The following is an 18,732-nucleotide window of genomic DNA, read 5'->3' on the forward strand; positions in this document are numbered from 1 at the left end:
GGATCCAGTGGATCCCGGGCCCTTCGTCACATCACAGCGGCAGCGATCAGCGCGCGGCGTCCGGGTGGACGGCCTCCGCGATCGGCTTCGCGTCCGGCGCCTTCGTCTCGACCGGCTTGCGCAGCGCGATGTTCAGCTCGCGCAGACGGGCCTCCTCCAGCACCGTCGGCGCGCCCATCATCAGGTCCTGCGCGTTGCCGTTCAGCGGGAAGGCGATGGTCTCGCGGATGTTCGGCTCGTCGGCCAGCAGCATCACGATGCGGTCCACGCCCGGGGCGATGCCACCGTGCGGCGGGGCGCCCAGGCGGAACGCGCGGAGCATGCCCGCGAACTCGCGCTCGACGGTCTCGGCCTCGTAACCGGCGATCTCGAAGGCCTTCAGCATGACCTCGGGCTCGTGGTTGCGGATGGCGCCGGAGGACAGCTCGATGCCGTTGCAGACGATGTCGTACTGCCAGGCCAGGATGTCCAGCGGGTCCTTCTCCTCCAGGTCCTTCATCCCGCCCTGCGGCATGGAGAAGGGGTTGTGGGAGAAGTCGATCTTGCCGGTCTCCTCGTCCTTCTCGTACATCGGGAAGTCGACGATCCAGCAGAACCGGAAGACGTTCTCCTCGAAGTGGCCGGCACGCTTGGCCGCCTCGACGCGCACGCCGGACATGATCTTGGAGACCTCGTCGAAGTCACCCGCGCCGAAGAACACGGCGTGGCCGGGGACCAGGCCCAGGCGCTCGGTGAGGACCTTGACGTTCTCCTCGGTGAGGAACTTGGCGATCGGGCCGGTCAGCCCGCCGTCCTCGCCCACGCGCACCCAGGCCAGGCCCTTGGCGCCCAGCGAGATCGCGTACTCGCCGAGACCGTCGAAGAACTTGCGCGGCTGCGCGGCGGTGTCCGGGACGGCCAGGGCACGCACGTGCTTGCCGGCGAACGCCTTGAACTCCGAGGCCTCGAACACGTCGGTGATGTCGACGAGCTCCAGCTTGGCGCGCAGGTCGGGCTTGTCGTTGCCGTACTTCAGCATCGACTCGCGGAACGGGATCCGCGGGAACGGCGAGGTGACCTCGCGGCCCTTGCCGAACTCGGTGAAGAGCTCGGTCATCAGGCGCTCGATCGGCTGGAAGACGTCCTCCTGCTCGACAAAGGACATCTCCACGTCGAGCTGGTAGAACTCGCCCGGCGAACGGTCGGCGCGGGCGTCCTCGTCGCGGAAGCAAGGCGCGATCTGGAAGTAGCGGTCGAAGCCGGAGATCATCAGCAGCTGCTTGAACTGCTGCGGCGCCTGCGGCAGGGCGTAGAACTTGCCCGGGTTCAGGCGGGACGGCACGACGAAGTCACGGGCGCCCTCGGGGGAGGTCGCGGTGAGGATCGGCGTCGCCATCTCGTTGAAGCCGAGGGCCACCATCTTCGAGCGGATCGACGCGATGACGGCCGAGCGCAGCATGATGTTGCGGTGCATGCGCTCGCGGCGCAGGTCGAGGAAGCGGTACTCCAGGCGCCGCTCCTCGTTCACCCCGTCGTCGGTGTTGATCGTGAACGGCAGCGGGGCGGCCGCGCCGAGCACCTCGACCGAGGAGACCTCGATCTCGATCTCGCCGGTCGGCAGCTCCGGGTTGACGTTGTCGGCGCCGCGGGAGACGACCTTGCCGTCGATGCGGACGACCGTCTCCTTGGTGACGCTGCTCAGCGCCTCGTTCGCCGCGGTGCCGGGCCGGGCGACGAGCTGCGTGATGCCGTAGTGGTCGCGCAGATCGATGAAGAGGATGCCGCCCAGGTCTCGACGGTTGTGCAGCCAGCCGCTCAGCCGGACGTCGGCGGCGACGTCAGAAGCGCGGAGCTCGCCGCAGGTGTGGGACCTGTACCGATGCATCAGTCATCCAGTTCTACGCGATACCAGGGTGGATTCAACCGTCCCAAGGTTACCGTCCGGGAAGGTGACGGGTCGGGCACTCCCTCCAGCCTGCGCAAATGCGTCCGGTGGCGCGGGCGAACAGGCACGTAACGGATATGACCTGTAAAGATGGCCGAGTGCGCACCGAGGACGTTCTGGCCGCCATCGCGACCGGCCTGTGGCGATGGGACAACGCCTCCGGGACGGTCACCCTCGACGGTGAGGCCGCCCGGCTCCTCGGGCTGCCCGCCGAACCGGTGGTGCTGCCGGAGGTCGCCGTACGGTCCCGTTTCCACCCGGTGGACTGGAACGAGATCAACGGGATCGTGAACCTGGCCGTCGCCGAGGGCACCCTCGCCGAGGCCCGGCTCCGGATCATGGACGTCGACGGCCGGGTGCTGCGCACCGTGCGCAGCCGCTCCAAACCGATGGAGAACCGGACGCCCGAAGGGACGACGGACTACGAGCTGATCGGCACCATCCAGGAGATCGCCGAGCCGCAGCCCGGCACCACCGCCGCCCACACCCCCATCACGGGCGACTGGCGGCGCTCCCGCGAGGCCTTCCTGCTGGACGCGGGGCGCGCGCTGGCTGAGGCGCGGTCGACGGCCGAGGTGCTGCGGGTCGCCGCCTCGCTGTCCATGCCCGGTTTCAGCCCGGACGGGCTGGCCGTCTTCGGCGTGGCCGGGGACCGGCTGTCGATCATCGGGCACCACGGGCACGATCCGGGGGACGAGGGCCCGTTCTCCGACATGCCGCTGGAGACGGACTACCCGGCCGCGGAGGTCGTCCGTACCGGCCGGGCGATCTACCTGCCCACCCCCGAGGACTACAAACGGCGCTTCCCGGCCGCCTGGCCGCTCGCCCAGCGCTTCGACCGGTTCTCCTGGGCCTTCCTGCCGCTCATCGTCGCCGGGCGGACCATGGGCGCCTGGATGGCCGCCTTCAAGCACCCGGCGTCCTTCTCCCCCGACGAGCGGTCCGTCCTGACGACCGTGGCCCGGATGCTGGCCCAGGCGCTCCAGCGGGCCGTGGTGGCCGAATCCGAGCGGGAACTCACCACCGGCCTGCAGCGGTCGATGATGCCGCAGCTCGGCCCGGAGATCCCCGGCATGCGGATCGCGGCCCGCTACGTCCCGACGGGCGGCGGGCTCCAGGTCGGCGGCGACTGGTACGACATGATCCCGCTGCCGTCGGGCAGGTTCGCGCTGGTCATCGGCGATGTGCAGGGCCACGACGTGCGGGCGGCCGGCCTGATGGGCCAGCTGCGGATCGCCGTACGGGCGTACGCCTCCGAGGGCCACCGGCCGGACGCGGTGCTCTCGCGCGCCTCCCGCTTCCTGGCCGGGCTGTGCTCCTCGCCGGAGTCCGGCCCGTACGGGGACGACGGCGGCCAGGACTCCGACTTCCAGAGCCCGCGGTTCGCGACCTGCCTGTACGTGGAGTGCGATCCGAAGACCGGCATGCTGGAGGTGGCCCGCGCGGGCCACCCCGATCCCGCGATCCGGATGGCCGACGGCACCGTCCTGATGCGCCCCACCGCCGGCGGGCTGCCCCTCGGGATCGTCCCCGACACCGACTACCCCACCACCCGGTTCACCCTGGAGCCCGGCGAGACGATGATGCTCTGCACCGACGGGCTCATCGAGACCGGCGGGCACGACCTCGACACCGGCTGGGCGCGGCTGCGGGCCGTCCTGGAGTCCGACGCCCACGAGAGCGCCCACGACGAGCAGGTCCCGGGCGCGGCCGGCGCCGCGGCCGGACCCGTCGCGCCCCCGCACCTGGAAAGACTGGCCGACCTGCTGGTCCAGGCCGTGCACGGGCCGTCCTCGCACCACACCACCGGCCCGCTCGCCGACCGCCGCGAGGACGACATAGCCGTCGTGCTGCTGTGCCGCGAGAGCGCGGAGCGCGGCGCGGGCACCGCGCTGCCGCACCCGGCCCGGCCCGTGCGCCGCACCGTGCTGACCGTGGCCCAGGCGGAGCCCGAACGGATCGCGGGCGTGCGGCAGCAGATCCGCGAGCTGCTGCACGACTGGGCCGACCCCGACCAGGTGGACTCGGCGGTGCTGATGGTCTCCGAGATGGTGACGAACGTACTGACGCACACCGACGGCGACGCCCTGCTGGTCGCGGAGGCGGTCGGCGAGCTGGGCGCGCGCCGGCTGCGCGTCGAGGTCGCGGACGGCAGCGACGAGCTCCCGCACAAGCGGCAGCCGGGGGAGCTGTCCTCCAGCGGCCGCGGGGTGCTGCTGATGGAGATGCTGGCCGACGCGTGGGGCGTGGACCCGCGGGGCGAGGGCAAGTCGATCTGGTTCGAGCTGCACGAGCAGTCGAAGACGGACGCCGACCCCGAGTTCTGACCCGGAAGGGCCGCGCGGCGGGGCGTGATTGGATGCAGCGGTGTCCGAACCCCTCCTGCCCGCGCCCGTACGGCGGCTCGCCGCCTGGTGCGGCGTCGTCCTGCTCGTCACCGCGGTCCTCGCCGTCGGCGTATGGCTGTGCACCGTCTTCGAGTCGGTGGTGACGCCCGTCCTGCTGGCCGTGCTCGGTACGGCCCTGCTCGGGCCGATGCACCGGCGCCTGGTCCGCATGAAGATGAACCGCTCGCTGGCCGCGGCCCTGACCTGCCTCGCCGTGGTCACCGTCGTCGGCGGGGCCACGTACATCGTGGTCCTCGCGCTCATCGGGACCGGCGGCCAGATCGTCGACGCGCTGCGGCGGGCCGGCGAGACGGTCGCCGAGCACTTCGGGGCGGTGGGCACCTCGCTGGAGGACATCGCCGCGAACTCCAGGGACCTGCTCGCGAAGTTCGGCGGCACGGCCGCCTCGGGCGTGGTCACGGGGCTCAGCGTGGTGGGCTCGATGCTCGCGATGGTGCTGCTGGCGCTGGTGCTGATCTTCTTCTTCCTGCGCGACTCCGACCGGGCCGTGGGAACCCTGCGCTCCCTGGTCCCGAGCCGCTCGGGCGACCTGATGGAGGCGATGGGGCGGCGCGCCTTCGAGGCCGTCGAGGGGTTCATGCGCGGGACCACGTTCGTGGCCCTGGTGGACGCCGTGCTGATCGGCGCGGGTCTGCTGATCCTCGACGTGCCGGGTGCGCTGGGGCTGGCCGCCCTGGTCTTCGTGACGGCCTACATCCCCTACCTCGGGGCCATCCTGTCGGGCGCCGTGGCCGTGCTCGTGGCCTTCGCCGACCGGGGCTGGATCATCGGCCTGTGGGCGCTGGGCCTGGTGCTGCTGGTCCAGATGATCGAGGGCTACGTACTGCAGCCCGTGGTGCAGAGCCGCACCGTGCAGATGCACCCGGCCGTGGTGATGCTGGCCATCACCGCGGGCGCGAGCGTCGCCGGGATCCTGGGGATGCTGCTGGCGGTGCCGCTGACCGCCGCCGTCTTCGGGGTGATCTCGGAACTGCGGGCCCGGTACGCCGAGGATGCGGCGCCCGGGTCCTGAAGGTTGTTCCACAAGCCCCGCCGGCCGGGCCCTGCGGGCGAACACCGTTGTCAGACCCTCTTGTTACCGTCACGAACCTCGCGAACCCGAAACGATCGAGGGTGGCCCTTATGAGCGACAACGACATACGGCAGTTCGGCATCGACGCCTACGACCGGTGGACGGCGATGTGGAACGGTGATCTGGACCTTGCCGCGAAGATCATGGCGCCGGAGTTCGTCCTGCGTTATGCCCAGGCAGGTACCGAAGCCTTCGACGAGGTCCGCACTCCGCAGCAGCTCGCCGGCATCATCGCTGCCTGGCATCGGGAGCACCGTGGGCTTCGCTTCGTGGCCGAGGGCGCGCCGGTCGTGGACCTCGCACGTGTCGACGGCGCGCCGGCCGGCCTGGTCGCCCGCCCCTATCTCGCCTCCTTCACGGGCGAAGACGCCCGAACCATCGCCAGGAGCGGGACCGACACCCTGCGGATCACCAACGGTTTGATCAGCGAGGTGTGGTCCGTCTCCTCCGGTTCCGCCGGCCGGACCTTCTACCGCTAGTGCCGTGCCGGGCGGTCCGGTGCGGATGGGCGACATCCGCACGAGACGGCCCGGCGGAGCTCCGGGTCAGTCCTGGTCGGCCTCACCCGTGCCGCGGTGGCCGAGGCCGGTGCGTGCAGTGGTGGGGATGCGGCCCAGCCGGCCCGCCTGGAAGTCGTCGAAGGCCTGCTGCAGCTCGTGCTTGCTGTTCATCACGAACGGCCCGTAGTGCGCCATCGGCTCCCGGATCGGACGTCCGCCGAGGAGCACGACCTCCAGGTCCGGAGCGTTGGAGTCCTGGGACGCGTCCGCCCGCACCGTGAGCGAGCCGCCCTCGCCGAAGACGGCCGTCTGCCCCGTCTGTACGGGCCGGCGGTCCTCGCCGACGGACCCGCGCCCGGCCATGACGTACGCCAGCGCGTTGAAGTCCTCGCGCCACGGCAGGGTGATCTGCGCGCCCGGCGAGACGGTCGCGTGGATCATCGTGATCGGGGTGTGGGTGATGCCCGGGCCCTGGTGGCCGTCGAGCTCACCGGCGATGACGCGGAGCAGGGAGCCGCCGTCCGGGGTGGTCAGCAGCTGGACCTGGCCGCCGCCGATGTCCTGGTAGCGCGGGGGCATCATCTTGTCGGAGGCCGGGAGGTTCACCCACAGCTGGAGGCCGTGGAACAGCCCGCCGGACACGACGAGGGACTCCGGCGGGGCCTCGATGTGCAGGAGGCCCGAGCCGGCGGTCATCCACTGGGTGTCGCCGCCGTTGATGACGCCGCCGCCGCCGTTGCTGTCCTGGTGGACGAAGGTTCCGTCGATCAGGTACGTGACGGTCTCGAAGCCGCGGTGCGGGTGCCAGGGCGTGCCCTTGGGCTCACCGGGCGCGTACTCCACCTCACCCATCTGGTCCATCATGATGAACGGGTCGAGGTACTGGTAGTTGATCCCGGCGAACGCGCGGCGCACCGGGAATCCCTCACCCTCGAACCCACCGGGAGCGGAGACGACGGCCAGCACCTTGCGCGGGACGGCGGCCTGCGGCTCGGCCACGCGCGGAAGGGTCAACGGGTTCTCAACAGTCACTGCGGGCATGGTCAGGACCTCCTTCTGCTTCGAGTTTAGTTGAAACTCGAACTTTCTGCCACACCCCACAGAACGGAGAAGGCCCCGGAGGAAATTCCCCCGGGGCCTTCGGGTCCTACCTGTACCTGCCGAGCCTGTCCGGCTAGTACCTGCTGAGCTTGATCGAGTTCATCGGGGAGAGATTCTCCTGCCAGGTGGTACCGGGCGGCTGGACGTACGAGTCGCAGTTGCTCCCGTAGGAGTCGTAGCAGAGGCGGTCGACCCAGCCGCCGGTCTGGTTGTTGACGACGAAGTGCGTCCCCTCCTGGCCGTAGAGCCGGTAGACGCCCTCCCAGTACACGTTGGACGGCCGGTCGTTGTTCCAGCCGGCGTCCCGCGGGTAGATGCAGACGGCGCCGGACGGGCAGCCGTGCCACGTTCCCGCGGCGTGCGCGGGCGACGCCGCCAGGACCCCCGTACCCAACGCCATGACCCCCGCCGCCGCCAGAGCGGCGAGCTTCGTGCGGACCGTCGTATCCCTCATCACTGTCTCCTCGCCCGAAGGTGCGGGGCCCCCGTGGTCTCCCCCGCGGCACCGATGTTCCGGCGTCGCGCGGATGCGCCGCGATGGTTTCGTTCCTGACCGAAAGGACCGGGCGCGTCGGCGGCCGACAGACGCTGCCGGCGAGGGACCGCCCCGGCCCCGCGGGCCTCAGCCGCCGCTGTGGAGCAGGTCCACGCCCAGGCCCGTCACCGAGTGCAGGACGGCCTTGCCGTCGCGCTGCGTGGTGATCAGGCCGGCCGCGCGCAGGGTCCGGGTGTGTTCGGAGGCCGACGGCAGGCTGATGTCGAGGTCCCGGGCCAGCTCGCTGGTCGTGCGCTGCTCGATCAGCGACTGGAGCACGGCCGCCCGGGTCCGGCCCAGCAGGGCGTCCAGCGCCCCCTGTGCCGGACCCGGGCCGACCAGGGGCAGGGGCGTCAGCGCCGGGTAGAGCAGCAGGCACCTGCCGTCGGGGCCGTCCGGGCCCTCGGCGAGCAGCGGCCGGCCCGTCCAGAACGGCGAGGGCATCAGCAGCAGGCCGCGCCCGCCGAGGCGGACCTCGTAGTGCGGCGGCCCGTCCACCTCCAGCACCGTGCCCGCCCAGGAGGCCAGCGGATGCGTGCCGGCCAGGCACGCCTTGATGCCGTGGGCGGCCAGCAGCCGGCTGCGCCAGGCCACGTCCGCCTGGAAGGACTGCCGGATCCGCGGCCAGTGCGGGGCGACGACCACCTCGTACGCGGACCGGAGCGCGCCGCCGAGCTGGTCCCAGGCCTCGCGGTCCTGGGCCCACAGGGCGCGCAGCCAGGACGCGGAACCGGGGGCCCGGTCGGCTACGCGGCGCAGCTCGCCGGGGGTCAGGCGCGGGCCGGCCTCCCGTACGACGGCCAGCCCCTCCTCCAGGGTGCGCGCGTACGGCTCGACGAACTGGGGGTTGTCGCCGTCGGGGCGCAGGAGGTCGACCAGCGGGCGGGCGCGGCCGGGCAGCTCCCGGCCGACACGGTTGCGCCAGCGGCCGAAAACCGCCTGTTCGTCGGTGCGCTGCCAGGCCACCATCGCCATGCCCAGCTCGACCAGCGGCAGCGGCTCGCTCGCGAAGGTGATGTTGAGCAGGTCCTCCGCCGTGAAGTGCACGCGCAGCACGATCCGCCCCCCGTCAGGCGTCAGCCGGTACCTCTACGGCCGGAGCAGGCCGCCCGGCCGCCCGGCCCTCTGGCCCTCTGGTCCTCTGGCCCTCTACGCAGCCGTGTCGTCTAGCCGTACATCCGGCGCATCGCGAAGTCGACCATCTGCTCGACGGCCTTCGCGTCGAAGACCATCCGGTGGTCGCCCTCCATGTCGAGGACGAAGCCGTACCCGGTCGGCAGCAGGTCGATCACCTCGGCGCCGGTGATCACGAAGTACTTGGACTCCTTGCCGGCGTACCGGCGCAGCTCCTTGAGCGTGGTGAACATGGGGATGACCGGGTGCTGCGTGTTGTGCAGCGCCAGGAATCCGGGGGTGTCGCCGCGCGGGCAGTAGACCTTCGAGGTGGCGAAGATCTGCTGGAAGTCCTCGGCGGAGAGGGACCCCGTGGTGAAGGCCCGCACGGCGTCGGCGAGCGACGGTGGCGAGGGCTCGGGGTAGAGCGGCTGCTCGGCGTAACCGCCGGCCATCTGCTGCGGGGCGGCGTACTGCTGCTGCCCCGCGTGCCCCGCGCTCACGTTCTGGTCGTAGCCGTACATGGGGCGAAGCCTACCGACCGGCCACTCGCCGTCGGACACGTATTTCCCGCCAGGCTTGACGCTGGTCACAGTCGTCAGGGGTTGCGTCTTATTACCGACGGGTAGCATCATTACGTTACCGATTGGTATGTACGAGGAACCCTGTCTCCCCGAGCCTTAACGGAGCCGTCGCCATGGGGCACTACAAGTCGAATCTCCGCGACATCGAGTTCAACCTCTTCGAGGTGCTCGGCCGCGACAAGCAGTACGGCACCGGTCCGTTCGAGGAGATGGACACCGAGACCGCCAAGAGCGTCCTGTCCGAGATCGCCCGCCTCGCCGAGAACGAGCTGGCCGCCTCCTTCGAGGACGCCGACCGCAACCCGCCGGTCTTCGACCCGGCCACCAACACCGCGCCCGTCCCCGCCTCCTTCAAGAAGAGCTACGAAGCCTTCATGGAGTCGGAGTACTGGCGCCTGGGCCTGCCCGAGGAGATCGGCGGCACCACCTCGCCCCGCTCCCTGATCTGGGCCTACGCGGAGCTGCTGCTCGGCTCGAACCCGGCCATCTGGATGTACTCCTCCGGCCCGGCGTTCGCCGGCATCCTCTTCGAAGAGGGCAACGAGGCGCAGAAGAAGGTCGCGCAGATAGCCGTCGAGAAGCGCTGGGGCTCCACCATGGTCCTCACCGAGCCGGACGCCGGCTCGGACGTCGGCGCCGGCCGCACCAAGGCGGTCCAGCAGGCTGACGGCTCCTGGCACATCGAGGGCGTGAAGCGCTTCATCACGTCCGGTGAGCACGACATGGAGGAGAACATCCTCCACTACGTCCTCGCGCGCCCCGAGGGCCACGGCCCGGGCACCAAGGGCCTGTCCCTCTTCCTCGTCCCGAAGTTCCACTTCGACTGGGAGACCGGCGAGCTGGGCGAGCGCAACGGCGTCTACGCCACCAACGTCGAGCACAAGATGGGCCTCAAGGCCTCCAACACGTGCGAGATGACCTTCGGCGACCAGCACCCCGCCAAGGGCTGGCTGATCGGTGACAAGCACGACGGCATCCGCCAGATGTTCATGATCATCGAGTTCGCCCGCATGATGGTCGGCACGAAGGCCATCGCGACCCTCTCCACCGGCTACCTGAACGCGCTGGAGTACGCCAAGGAGCGCGTGCAGGGCCCGGACCTGGCGAACTTCATGGACAAGACCGCGCCCAAGGTCACCATCACGCACCACCCCGACGTGCGCCGCTCGCTCATGACGCAGAAGGCCTACGCCGAGGGCATGCGCGCCCTGGTCCTCTACACGGCCTCCGTGCAGGACGAGATCCAGCTCAAGCAGGCCGCGGGCGAGGACGCCTCCGCCGAGATCGGCCTGAACGACCTGCTCCTGCCGATCGTGAAGGGCTACGGCTCCGAGAAGTCCTACGAGCAGCTCGCGCAGTCCCTGCAGACCTTCGGCGGCTCCGGGTACCTGCAGGAGTACCCGATCGAGCAGTACATCCGCGACGCCAAGATCGACACCCTCTACGAGGGCACCACGGCCATCCAGGGCCAGGACTTCTTCTTCCGGAAGATCGTCCGCGACCAGGGCGCCTCCCTGAACGTCCTCTCCGAGACGATCAAGAAGTTCCTGGCCGAGGCCGTCGGCGGCGAGGAGCTGGCCGGCGCCCGCGACGCGCTCGCCAAGGCCGCCGTCGACCTGGAGGCCATCGTCGGCCAGATGATCGTCGACCTCACCGCCACCGGCGAGGACGTCAAGAACATCTACAAGGTCGGCCAGAACACCACCCGCCTGCTGATGGCCTCCGGTGACGTGGTCGTCGGTTACCTGCTGCTCAAGGGCGCCGCCGTGGCCGCCGAGAAGCTGGCGACCGCCGCCCCGAAGGACGTCCCCTTCTACACCGGCAAGATCGCCGCCGCGAAGTTCTTCGCGTCGCAGGTCCTGCCGAACGTCTCGGTCCAGCGCCAGCTGGCCGAGGTCGTCGACAACTCCCTCATGGAGCTCGACGAGGCCGCCTTCTAGGCCGGTCGCGCCACCGCCGCGCACACGCACCAGCGGCCGGGCCCCCCGCACAGGGGCCCGGCCGCTGCCGCGTACCCGGGCCCAGGCCCCTGTCCTGCGGCTTTCCCCGATGTCAGTCGTTCATGGGACGCTCGTACACATGAGTCCACAGGATCAGCACGGCAGCAGGGGGTACTCCGTCCCCACCGGGCGTCCGTACGCCCTCAAGGAGCTGCAGGCGAGCCTGGGCAGCCTCGGCGACCACCTGCGCGAGCTGTACGACGGCGCCCACCCCGCCGAGTACGACACCATCGCCGACGCGCTGTACGTGGCCTTCCAGACGGCCACCGGACTGGCTCCCGCCAAGAGCTACACCGGCTGCCCCGAGCACCCCAACGGCGCCCTCGACCCCGAGGCACCCGAAGGCTGGGGCCGCTGCCTCATCTGCAACGACCGGCGGCGCCTCGGAGCGCGCCGGCACGGCGGCCCGCCCGCCGCCCCCGCCGGAGAGCAGCGGCGTCTGGGCTACCCCGTACCGGACCCCCCGTACACGCTCCAGCGGCTGCGCACGTACGTGCGTACCGTCGAGGACCAGCGGTTCCACCTGGGCCTGTCCTCGCCCGCCGAGGACTTCGTCCGCATCGCCGACGACCTCCACCGCGCCTTCATCGTCGCCCGCGAACTCTCCCGGCCGCGCAACGCCTCGGGATGCGCCGAACATCCCGGCGCGCCGATCGACCCCGATGCTCCTCCCGGCGAGGCCTGTATCTTCTGCGCCGGACGCAAAAGACGCGCGCAGCGCTCCCCGCAGACCCCGGAGATGCTCCCGCGCATCCGCCGTGGCGAGCGCAGGCAGCTGCAGCGCCGATTCGAGCGTCCGCCGGGCTGAAAACCGACGGGACCGCAGGGGCAAAGGGCGCGGATCCACATCTCCCGGCTGTCGCACGGTCCGGCCATGACGAACACGAACCCGACCCTCGTTAAGGTGAACCACTTGGCTTCCTCCCCTCCCTAGCGGGAGGGGATTCCCACACTCGCGCGTGGGGATTCCTGTTTCGCCACGGACCGCCCCGACCGAGAGGAGGACTCCCGATGAGGTCTCACACCCGCTCCACAGGCAGCAGCCGCCGGCCCGGCGGCCAGAAGACCGACCGCGGCGTTCCCGTCCCGGTCGTGGGTGGTCCCACAGCTCCCGCAGGTCCGCTCGCGGACGCTCGAACGTGCCGGCCTGTGGTTCCGCAGCATGTCGGCGACCGCCAGGTCGTACACCTTCCGCACCCACCCGAACGTCCGCGACAGTTCCACGGCCTGCGCGTCCGTCGGATAGAAACGCTACTTGAACGACCGCTCCACGGAAGGAAACCCCACAGCGTGGAGGCTGCGGTCGGTCACGATCCGAACACAAGCACAGGTCACAGCCTCACGCTGCGGCAGTTCGCCACAGCGAGGCTCCGAGCCGGAACTGCGTTTCCTCACCCGGCTGAAGCCGGGGGCTTCCACACAAGGGAAATACGATGAGCTCTCCCGCCCGCTTCGACCGCGGCCACACCGACGATCTGATGACCTTCCTGACGGCCAGTCCGTCGCCGTACCACGCCGTGGCCAACGCGGCGGAGCGGCTGGAGAAGGCGGGCTTCAGGCAGTTGTCGGAAACGGACGCCTGGGATGCGGGCACCGGGGGCAAGTTCGTGCTCCGCGGCGGTGCGCTCATCGCCTGGTTCGTCCCCGAAGGCGCGGCCGCCCACACCCCGTTCCGGATCGTCGGCGCGCACACCGACTCCCCGAACCTGCGGGTCAAGCCGCTGCCGGACACGGGCTCGCAGGGCTGGCGGCAGATCGCCGTCGAGATCTACGGCGGCACCCTGCTCAACACATGGCTGGACCGCGACCTGGGACTGGCCGGGCGGCTGACCCTGCGCGACGGCACCGAGCGCCTGGTGAACGTGGACCGCGCACTGCTGCGCGTCCCCCAACTCGCCGTGCACCTGGACCGGTCGGTGAACAGCGACGGCCTCAAGCTCGACAAGCAGCGGCACATGCAGCCGATCTGGGGACTGGGCGACGTCCAGGAGGGCGACCTCATCTCCTTCCTGGAGGAGGAAGAGGGCCTGGAGCAGGGGTCGGTGGCCGGCTGGGACCTGATGGTCCACTCCATCGAGCCGCCGTCGTACCTGGGCCGCGACCGCGAGCTGGTGGCCGGCCCGCGCATGGACAACCTGCTGTCGGTGCACGCGGGCGTCGCGGCGCTGGCCGCGGTCTCCGCCACCGGCAAGCTCGACCACATCCCGGTGCTGGCCGCCTTCGACCACGAGGAGAACGGCTCGCAGTCCGACACGGGCGCGGACGGCCCGCTGCTGGGCAACGTGCTGGAACGTTCAGTCTTCGCCCGCGGGGGCTCGTACGAGGACCGCGCGCGGGCCTTCGCGGGCACCATCTGCCTGTCCTCGGACACCGGGCACGCCGTGCACCCCAACTACGGTGAGCGGCACGACCCGACGCACCACCCGCGCGCCAACGGCGGACCGATCCTGAAGGTCAACGTCAACCAGCGGTACGCCACCGACGGCAGCGGGCGGGCCGTGTTCGCCGCCGCGTGCGAGCGGGCCGGCATCCCGTGGCAGACCTTCGTCTCCAACAACTCGATGCCGTGCGGCACCACGATCGGCCCGATCACCGCCGCCCGCCACGGCATTCAGACCGTGGACATCGGCGTCGCGATCCTCTCGATGCACAGCGCCCGCGAACTGTGCGGCGCGGACGACCCGTTCCTGCTGGCGAACGCCTTGGTGGCCTTCCTGGAGGGCTGAGCCCCCAGGAAGGCCACGGCCGGCTACCCCTCGGCGTCCATCCCCGCGAGGACGAGGGGCAGCCGGGTGGCGCCGTCGGCGGTGACGCGGACCGGCACGCCCCAGTCCTGCTGGTGGACGTGGCAGGCCGGGTACTCGTTGGCGGGGTCGTCGTCGCAGGACGCCGCCATCGCCGAGACGTGCAGGACGCCCTCGGTGACGTCCGGGTTCAGCGCGAGCTCCCGGAACAGGTCCGTCCCGGCGCCCTCGCCGTCCGCCAGCAGCTCGGGCGGGGTCGAGGAGACGAGCAGCCGGGTGGAGGGCCCGTAGCGGGTGTCGAGCTTCTGCCCGCTCGGCGCCTGGAAGACGATGTCGAGGCGGAGCGTGCCGGGCGCCACCTCGGTGGCGGCCCGCTGCGTACGGTGGGCGACCGCGTCCACCCGGACCGCCTCCTCCGGGAGGCGCAGGCGGGTCAGCCGGTGCCGGGCCGACTCGACGACCACGATGTCCTCGCCCACCAGCACGGCGTCGCTGGGCTCGCGCAGGTCGGTCGCCAGGGTCGAGACCTGGCCGGTGGCCGGGTCGTAGCGGCGCAGCGCGTGGTTGTACGTGTCGCACACCGCGACCGAGCCGTCGGGCAGGGCCGTCACGCCGAGCGGGTGCTGGAGCAGGGCCTGGGCGGCGTCGCCGTCCCGGTGCCCGAAGTCGAACAGCCCGGTGCCGACGGCCGACTTGATGACGTACCCGTCGTCCGCGGCTTCCACGTAGCGCAGGGCGCTGGTCTCGGAGTCGGCGATCCACAGCCGGTCCCCGGCGGCCGCGAGCCCCGAGGGCTGGGCGAACCAGGCCTCGGCGGCCGGCCCGTCGAGCAGCCCCTCGTTGGTCGTACCGGCCGCGACCTCGACCGTCCCGGCTTCCGGGTCCCAGGTCCACAGCTGGTGCACACCGGCCATGGCGATCCAGACCCGGCCCTGCCACCAGGCCACGTCCCACGGCGAGGACAGGTCCACCTCCAGCGCCGGCCCGGAGGTCGGCGACCCCTGCCACCACTGCCGGCCCGTGCCGGCGACGGTCTCCACGTGCCCGGTGGCCGGGTCGTAGGTGCGCAGCGCGTGGTTGACGGTGTCGGCGACGACGACCCTGCCGTCGGGCAGCAGCGCGAGGCCCTGAGGCTCGCTGAAGCTGTCCCCGGCGAAGCCGCGCTCACCGCTGCCGATGCGGCGCACGACGCTCTCACCGTCGGCAGCCAGCTCCACGAGCTGGTGCCGGGTGGAGTCGGAGACCAGCAGGTTCCCGGACGGCAGCAGCAGCGCCTTCCCGGGGAACCGCAGGGCGCCGGCCACCGGCTCGGGCGCCACGTACGGCCCGTCGCCGCGCCGCAGCGTGCCCTTGGCCTCGTGCTCGGCCTCCAGCTCCTCGACCAGGCGGGCGATGGCGTGCGCGTGCCCCTCACCGGCGTGCTGGGCGACGATGTACCCCTCGGGGTCGATCACGACGAGCGTGGGCCAGGCGCGTACGGCGTACTGCTTCCAGGTCGCGAGCTCGGGATCGTCCAGCACGGGGTGGTGCACCTGGTACCGCTCGACGGCATCGACGACGGCGGCGTGCTCGGCCTCGTGCACGAACTTCGGGGAGTGCACACCGATGATCACGACGGTGTCGCGGTGCTTCTCCTCCAGCTCGCGCAGCTCGTCGAGGACGTGCAGGCAGTTGATGCAGCAGAAGGTCCAGAAATCGAGGATCGCAATGCGTCCCCGCAGGTCGGCGAGGCTCAGGTCTTTCCCGCCGGTGTTCAGCCAGCCGCCCTTGCCGATCAGCTCGGGGGCACGGACACGGGCACGGCGGGGCGCGGGCGCGGGGGTGGGCGCCGGGGCGGCATCGTTCATGCTTCAAGCTTGCCATCCGGGTATGAAGATCGGATCACGCGCATACGACGAGGTCCAGGACCCGACCCGGGCTTCAACCGTCAGTTCGTCAAGCCGGCCCTGAACGCCTTCGGTCACCGGCGCGTCCGGGCGGCGCTGCGTCCTCCCGCTGCTGCCACCACGTGGAACACCAGGTCGGCGACCGAGGCCCGCTGCGCGAAGTGCATCCGCAGGGGTGACGACGGGCAGCGGGACCCCGTGGGAGCCTGGTCCCAGAAAGCAAGGGAGGCGTCCGGAATGACCAGCGCGCACGACTACAGCGAAGGCGTCGACCCCGAGCGCGCGCTGAAGTACGCCATCCAGCACTTCAGCGGGGACCGCGCCGAGATCGTCGAAGGGGTCATCAGCAACGTGACACCCAGCTGGGACCACGAGAACGCGGCCGAAGAGATCCGCGATCAAATCCGACTGCGGGTCAAGGAGCTGGACTGCGTGACCGGCTCGGGCAACCTGGATCTCCCGGGCTCGCCGAACTGGTACGTGCCCGACCTTGCCGTCGTTCCCAAGGCGCTGGCGAAGGGGGGCGGCGCTCTCCTGCCGGACCAGGTGCTGCTCGTCGTCGAGATCACGTCCGAGTCCGACGCCGAGTCCGGCCGTGTCGTCAAGCGCAAGCGGTACGCCGAGTACGGGGCGCCGCTGTACCTGCTGGTCGACCGGATGGAGTCGACCGTCACGCTGTTCGCGCTGCCCGGGCGGCTCGGGTACACCAAGGTGGACGGGCCGCACCCCTTCGGGACGCCGGTGCTGTTGCCCGATCCGTTCGGGATCGAGCTGGACACCAGCGGGCTGTAGCCGCGCCCGGTAGCGTGCGGGACGTGACAGTCAGCACGCCGCCGAGCGGGCGGATATTCGATGCCGTGAGCGCCACCGCCGTCCGGAGCACCGACGGGTTGCGCGAGCTCTACGAACATCCCGGCGAGATGGCCCGCCGCAAGGCCGTGGACCGGATCCACGAGGCCGCGCGGGCTGTCATCGGGCGGTCGTCGCTGGTGTTCGTCGCCAGTGCCGGGGCCGACGGGAGCTGCGACGTGACGCCCCGGGGCGGGCCGCCGGGATTCGTGGCCGTGCTGGACGAGTTCACCCTCGCGCTGCCCGATGCCACCGGCAACAAGCGGCTCGACACCGCCCACAACATCGTGGAGACGGGCCGGGCCGGGCTGATCTTCGTCATCCCCGGGCGGGCCACCACCCTGCGGGTGAACGGGCGGGCCTGCGTGTCCGCCGATCCGCAGTTGCTGGAGCAGCTGACGGACGTCGGCAAGCCGCCGCGGAGCGCGATCGTGGTGGAGGTCGAGGAGGCCTACCAGCACTGCCCGAAGGCGTTCCTGCGCAGCAACGCGTGGAAGCCCGGGCAGTGGCTCGCCGAGGACGCCGTCCCGAGCTCCGCCGAGATCACCCTCTCCCACCTGGATCTCCCCGGTCTGACGATCGAGGAGATCCGGCGGCAGGAGCGCGAGTCCCTTCTGTACCGCTACGAGTAGTCGAAGAGGGCGCTCAGCCGGGGCAGCCGGGCCGATATCTCCTCGGTGTCGTCGAAGTCGAAGTCCCAGGACGGGTCCAGGGCCGGGTAGCTGATCGTGAAGGAGTCCGCGGGCAGTTCGCGGCCGGTGGCGGCCTCGTAGGCGGTCCAGGCGATGGACAGGGCGGACTCGTCCCACAGTTCCAGGCCCTGCGCCGCGGCCTCGCGGACCGCGGGGTGCGCGGCCAGGGTGTCGGGGTCGGCCAGGGCCGCCTCGAAGGCCTCCCGGCCCTGGGTGAGGAGCCAGCCGCGGAAGTAGTCGAAGCCGTCGTCCGAGCAGCCCCCGTTGATCACGTAGGCCGCGGCCCAGAGCGGCGCACGGTAGGACTCCGCCAGCAGGTCCCACAGCACCTGCTGGGAGGCGGCTATCTGCGCCGCCTCCCGGTCCGCGAGGAGTTGCGCCGCGCGCGCGGCCACTTCCTGCGGATCCGCGTCGGCGCGGGCCGTCTCGATCAGCTTCCAGAACGTCTGCTTGTCCATGGGGAAAGCCTGGCAGCCGGGTCTGACATCAGGCGGGGGTGCTGAGGAAGGTGTGGAGGGATCTTGTGAGAGCGGCGACGAAGGCGTCCTGCACCGGGCCGGGGACGAGGTCCAGGGAGAGGTACGGGTTCAGGTCCTCCAGCTCGACGAGGAGCAGTTCGCCGGACGGTGCCCGGCAGGCGTCGACGCGCTGGATGCCGTGGTCGAGGGTGTTCCAGTCGACGAAGGAGCGGGCGAAGGCCAGGTCGGCCTCGGTCGGGGTGTAAAGCTCCAGCTCCCAGCGGCGCTCCGGATCGGGGGCGTACAGCGCGTACTGGAAGGCGTCGTCGACGAAGTAGAAGGACACCTCGTACGTGAAGTCGATGCGCGGCTGGATCAGCACGGCCCCGGCCGGGCCGTCCGGTGTCGCGGTGAAGGTGAGGCCGATGGAGTCGGCGCCCTGCTTCGGCTTGACCGCGTACTGCGGCACCTGCGGCAGTTCCGCCAGCCGGGCGGGGTCGTCGATCGTCGGGATGACCGGGTAGCCGGCGGCCGTCAGGTCGAGGAGGTACTGCTTGCCCGCCATGTCGGCGCGGCCGGTGAGCGGGTTGTAGACGCGGGTCCCGGCGGCGAGGGCGGCCGCGCGGAAGGAGTCGTAGGCCTCCTGGTAGTGCAGGACCGGGCCGCTGTTGCGGACGATCACCGCGTCGAAGCCGAGCGGCAGCATGGCCTCCGCGTCCGCGGGGTGGCACAGGGCCAGGCCGAATTCGGCGCGCAGCCGGGACGTGAGGAATATGTCCTCGTCGCAGTAGCGGCGGCCGCGTGCGGGGTACGCCAGGTCGGTCACGTAGAGCAGGGGCATGAGGGCAACCTATCGCGGGCACTGA

General features: G+C 71.0%; 16 protein-coding genes and 1 pseudogene. 8 read left to right on the top strand and 9 right to left on the bottom strand.

What is annotated here, in order from left to right:
* Positions 1 to 46: 46 nt before the first annotated feature.
* Positions 47 to 1,864: an aspartate--tRNA ligase gene (aspS, locus tag KO717_RS17630; RefSeq protein ID WP_301368736.1), complete on the bottom strand. Its 1,818-nt coding sequence runs from the start codon at positions 1,862 to 1,864 to the stop codon at positions 47 to 49.
* 158 nt (positions 1,865 to 2,022) lie between these two features.
* Between aspS and KO717_RS17635 the strand changes: the two genes are divergently transcribed.
* The 3 genes from KO717_RS17635 (at position 2,023) to KO717_RS17645 (ending at position 5,883) form a co-directional block, all read left to right on the top strand.
* Positions 2,023 to 4,251: an ATP-binding SpoIIE family protein phosphatase gene (locus tag KO717_RS17635; RefSeq protein ID WP_301368738.1), complete on the top strand. Its 2,229-nt coding sequence runs from the start codon at positions 2,023 to 2,025 to the stop codon at positions 4,249 to 4,251.
* A gap of 40 nt (positions 4,252 to 4,291) precedes the next feature.
* Positions 4,292 to 5,344, top strand: coding sequence for an AI-2E family transporter (locus tag KO717_RS17640; RefSeq protein ID WP_301368740.1), 1,053 nt, complete (start codon positions 4,292 to 4,294; stop codon positions 5,342 to 5,344).
* Between the two features lie 110 nt (positions 5,345 to 5,454).
* Entirely contained in the window at positions 5,455 to 5,883 is a 429-nt protein-coding gene (locus tag KO717_RS17645; protein ID WP_301368741.1) for a nuclear transport factor 2 family protein, read from the top strand.
* A gap of 66 nt (positions 5,884 to 5,949) precedes the next feature.
* Here KO717_RS17645 and KO717_RS17650 read toward each other — a convergent pair whose 3' ends face one another.
* The 4 genes from KO717_RS17650 to KO717_RS17665 all read right to left on the bottom strand — a co-directional run bounded on the left by KO717_RS17650 (position 5,950) and on the right by KO717_RS17665 (position 9,177).
* Positions 5,950 to 6,945 (bottom strand): pirin family protein, encoded by a 996-nt coding sequence (locus KO717_RS17650; protein WP_202186076.1) that lies wholly within the window; start codon positions 6,943 to 6,945, stop codon positions 5,950 to 5,952.
* Between the two features lie 133 nt (positions 6,946 to 7,078).
* A complete protein-coding gene (locus KO717_RS17655) occupies positions 7,079 to 7,459 on the bottom strand; it encodes a hypothetical protein (RefSeq protein WP_301368743.1) in 381 nt (126 codons plus the stop codon).
* A 168-nt stretch (positions 7,460 to 7,627) separates the two neighbouring features.
* Entirely contained in the window at positions 7,628 to 8,587 is a 960-nt protein-coding gene (locus KO717_RS17660; protein ID WP_301368745.1) for a winged helix-turn-helix domain-containing protein, read from the bottom strand.
* Positions 8,588 to 8,706: 119 nt separating this feature from the next.
* Positions 8,707 to 9,177, bottom strand: a complete 471-nt coding sequence (locus KO717_RS17665) for an SseB family protein (RefSeq protein ID WP_030714326.1) — start codon at positions 9,175 to 9,177, stop codon at positions 8,707 to 8,709.
* Between the two features lie 173 nt (positions 9,178 to 9,350).
* Here KO717_RS17665 and KO717_RS17670 point away from each other — a divergent pair, with 173 nt between their 5' ends.
* Together KO717_RS17670 and KO717_RS17675 are read left to right on the top strand one after the other, a co-directional pair.
* Positions 9,351 to 11,177 (top strand): acyl-CoA dehydrogenase, encoded by a 1,827-nt coding sequence (locus KO717_RS17670; protein WP_301368747.1) that lies wholly within the window; start codon positions 9,351 to 9,353, stop codon positions 11,175 to 11,177.
* 139 nt (positions 11,178 to 11,316) lie between these two features.
* On the top strand, positions 11,317 to 12,045 hold the full coding sequence (locus tag KO717_RS17675; RefSeq protein WP_301368749.1) for a hypothetical protein: 729 nt from the start codon (positions 11,317 to 11,319) through the stop codon (positions 12,043 to 12,045).
* Between the two features lie 359 nt (positions 12,046 to 12,404).
* On the opposite strand, the pseudogene KO717_RS37490 reads toward KO717_RS17675, so the two are convergent.
* Positions 12,405 to 12,509, bottom strand: a pseudogene (locus KO717_RS37490) (helix-turn-helix domain-containing protein); the annotation flags it as partial.
* 161 nt (positions 12,510 to 12,670) lie between these two features.
* On the opposite strand from KO717_RS37490, the gene KO717_RS17685 reads away from it, so the two are divergent.
* Entirely contained in the window at positions 12,671 to 13,963 is a 1,293-nt protein-coding gene (locus tag KO717_RS17685; protein WP_301368751.1) for a M18 family aminopeptidase, read from the top strand.
* A gap of 23 nt (positions 13,964 to 13,986) precedes the next feature.
* On the opposite strand, the gene KO717_RS17690 is transcribed toward KO717_RS17685, so the two are convergent.
* Complete coding sequence (locus KO717_RS17690) at positions 13,987 to 15,828, bottom strand: NHL domain-containing thioredoxin family protein (RefSeq protein WP_301368753.1); 1,842 nt, start codon at positions 15,826 to 15,828, stop codon at positions 13,987 to 13,989.
* Between the two features lie 276 nt (positions 15,829 to 16,104).
* Here KO717_RS17690 and KO717_RS17695 point away from each other — a divergent pair, with 276 nt between their 5' ends.
* Both KO717_RS17695 and KO717_RS17700 read left to right on the top strand, forming a co-directional pair.
* Complete coding sequence (locus tag KO717_RS17695; RefSeq protein ID WP_301368755.1) at positions 16,105 to 16,659, top strand: Uma2 family endonuclease; 555 nt, start codon at positions 16,105 to 16,107, stop codon at positions 16,657 to 16,659.
* A 23-nt stretch (positions 16,660 to 16,682) separates the two neighbouring features.
* Positions 16,683 to 17,348 (top strand): MSMEG_1061 family FMN-dependent PPOX-type flavoprotein, encoded by a 666-nt coding sequence (locus tag KO717_RS17700; protein WP_301368757.1) that lies wholly within the window; start codon positions 16,683 to 16,685, stop codon positions 17,346 to 17,348.
* Here the strand turns inward: KO717_RS17700 and KO717_RS17705 are convergent.
* A complete protein-coding gene (locus KO717_RS17705) occupies positions 17,339 to 17,866 on the bottom strand; it encodes a DUF4240 domain-containing protein (RefSeq protein WP_301368759.1) in 528 nt (175 codons plus the stop codon). The genes KO717_RS17700 and KO717_RS17705 overlap by 10 nt on opposite strands.
* Positions 17,867 to 17,894: 28 nt before the next feature.
* Complete coding sequence (locus KO717_RS17710; RefSeq protein WP_301368760.1) at positions 17,895 to 18,707, bottom strand: hypothetical protein; 813 nt, start codon at positions 18,705 to 18,707, stop codon at positions 17,895 to 17,897.
* Positions 18,708 to 18,732 lie beyond the last annotated feature (25 nt).

It is taken from the genome of Streptomyces xanthophaeus (assembly GCF_030440515.1).
In the GTDB taxonomy this organism is placed as follows: Bacteria; Actinomycetota; Actinomycetes; order Streptomycetales; family Streptomycetaceae; genus Streptomyces; species Streptomyces kutzneri.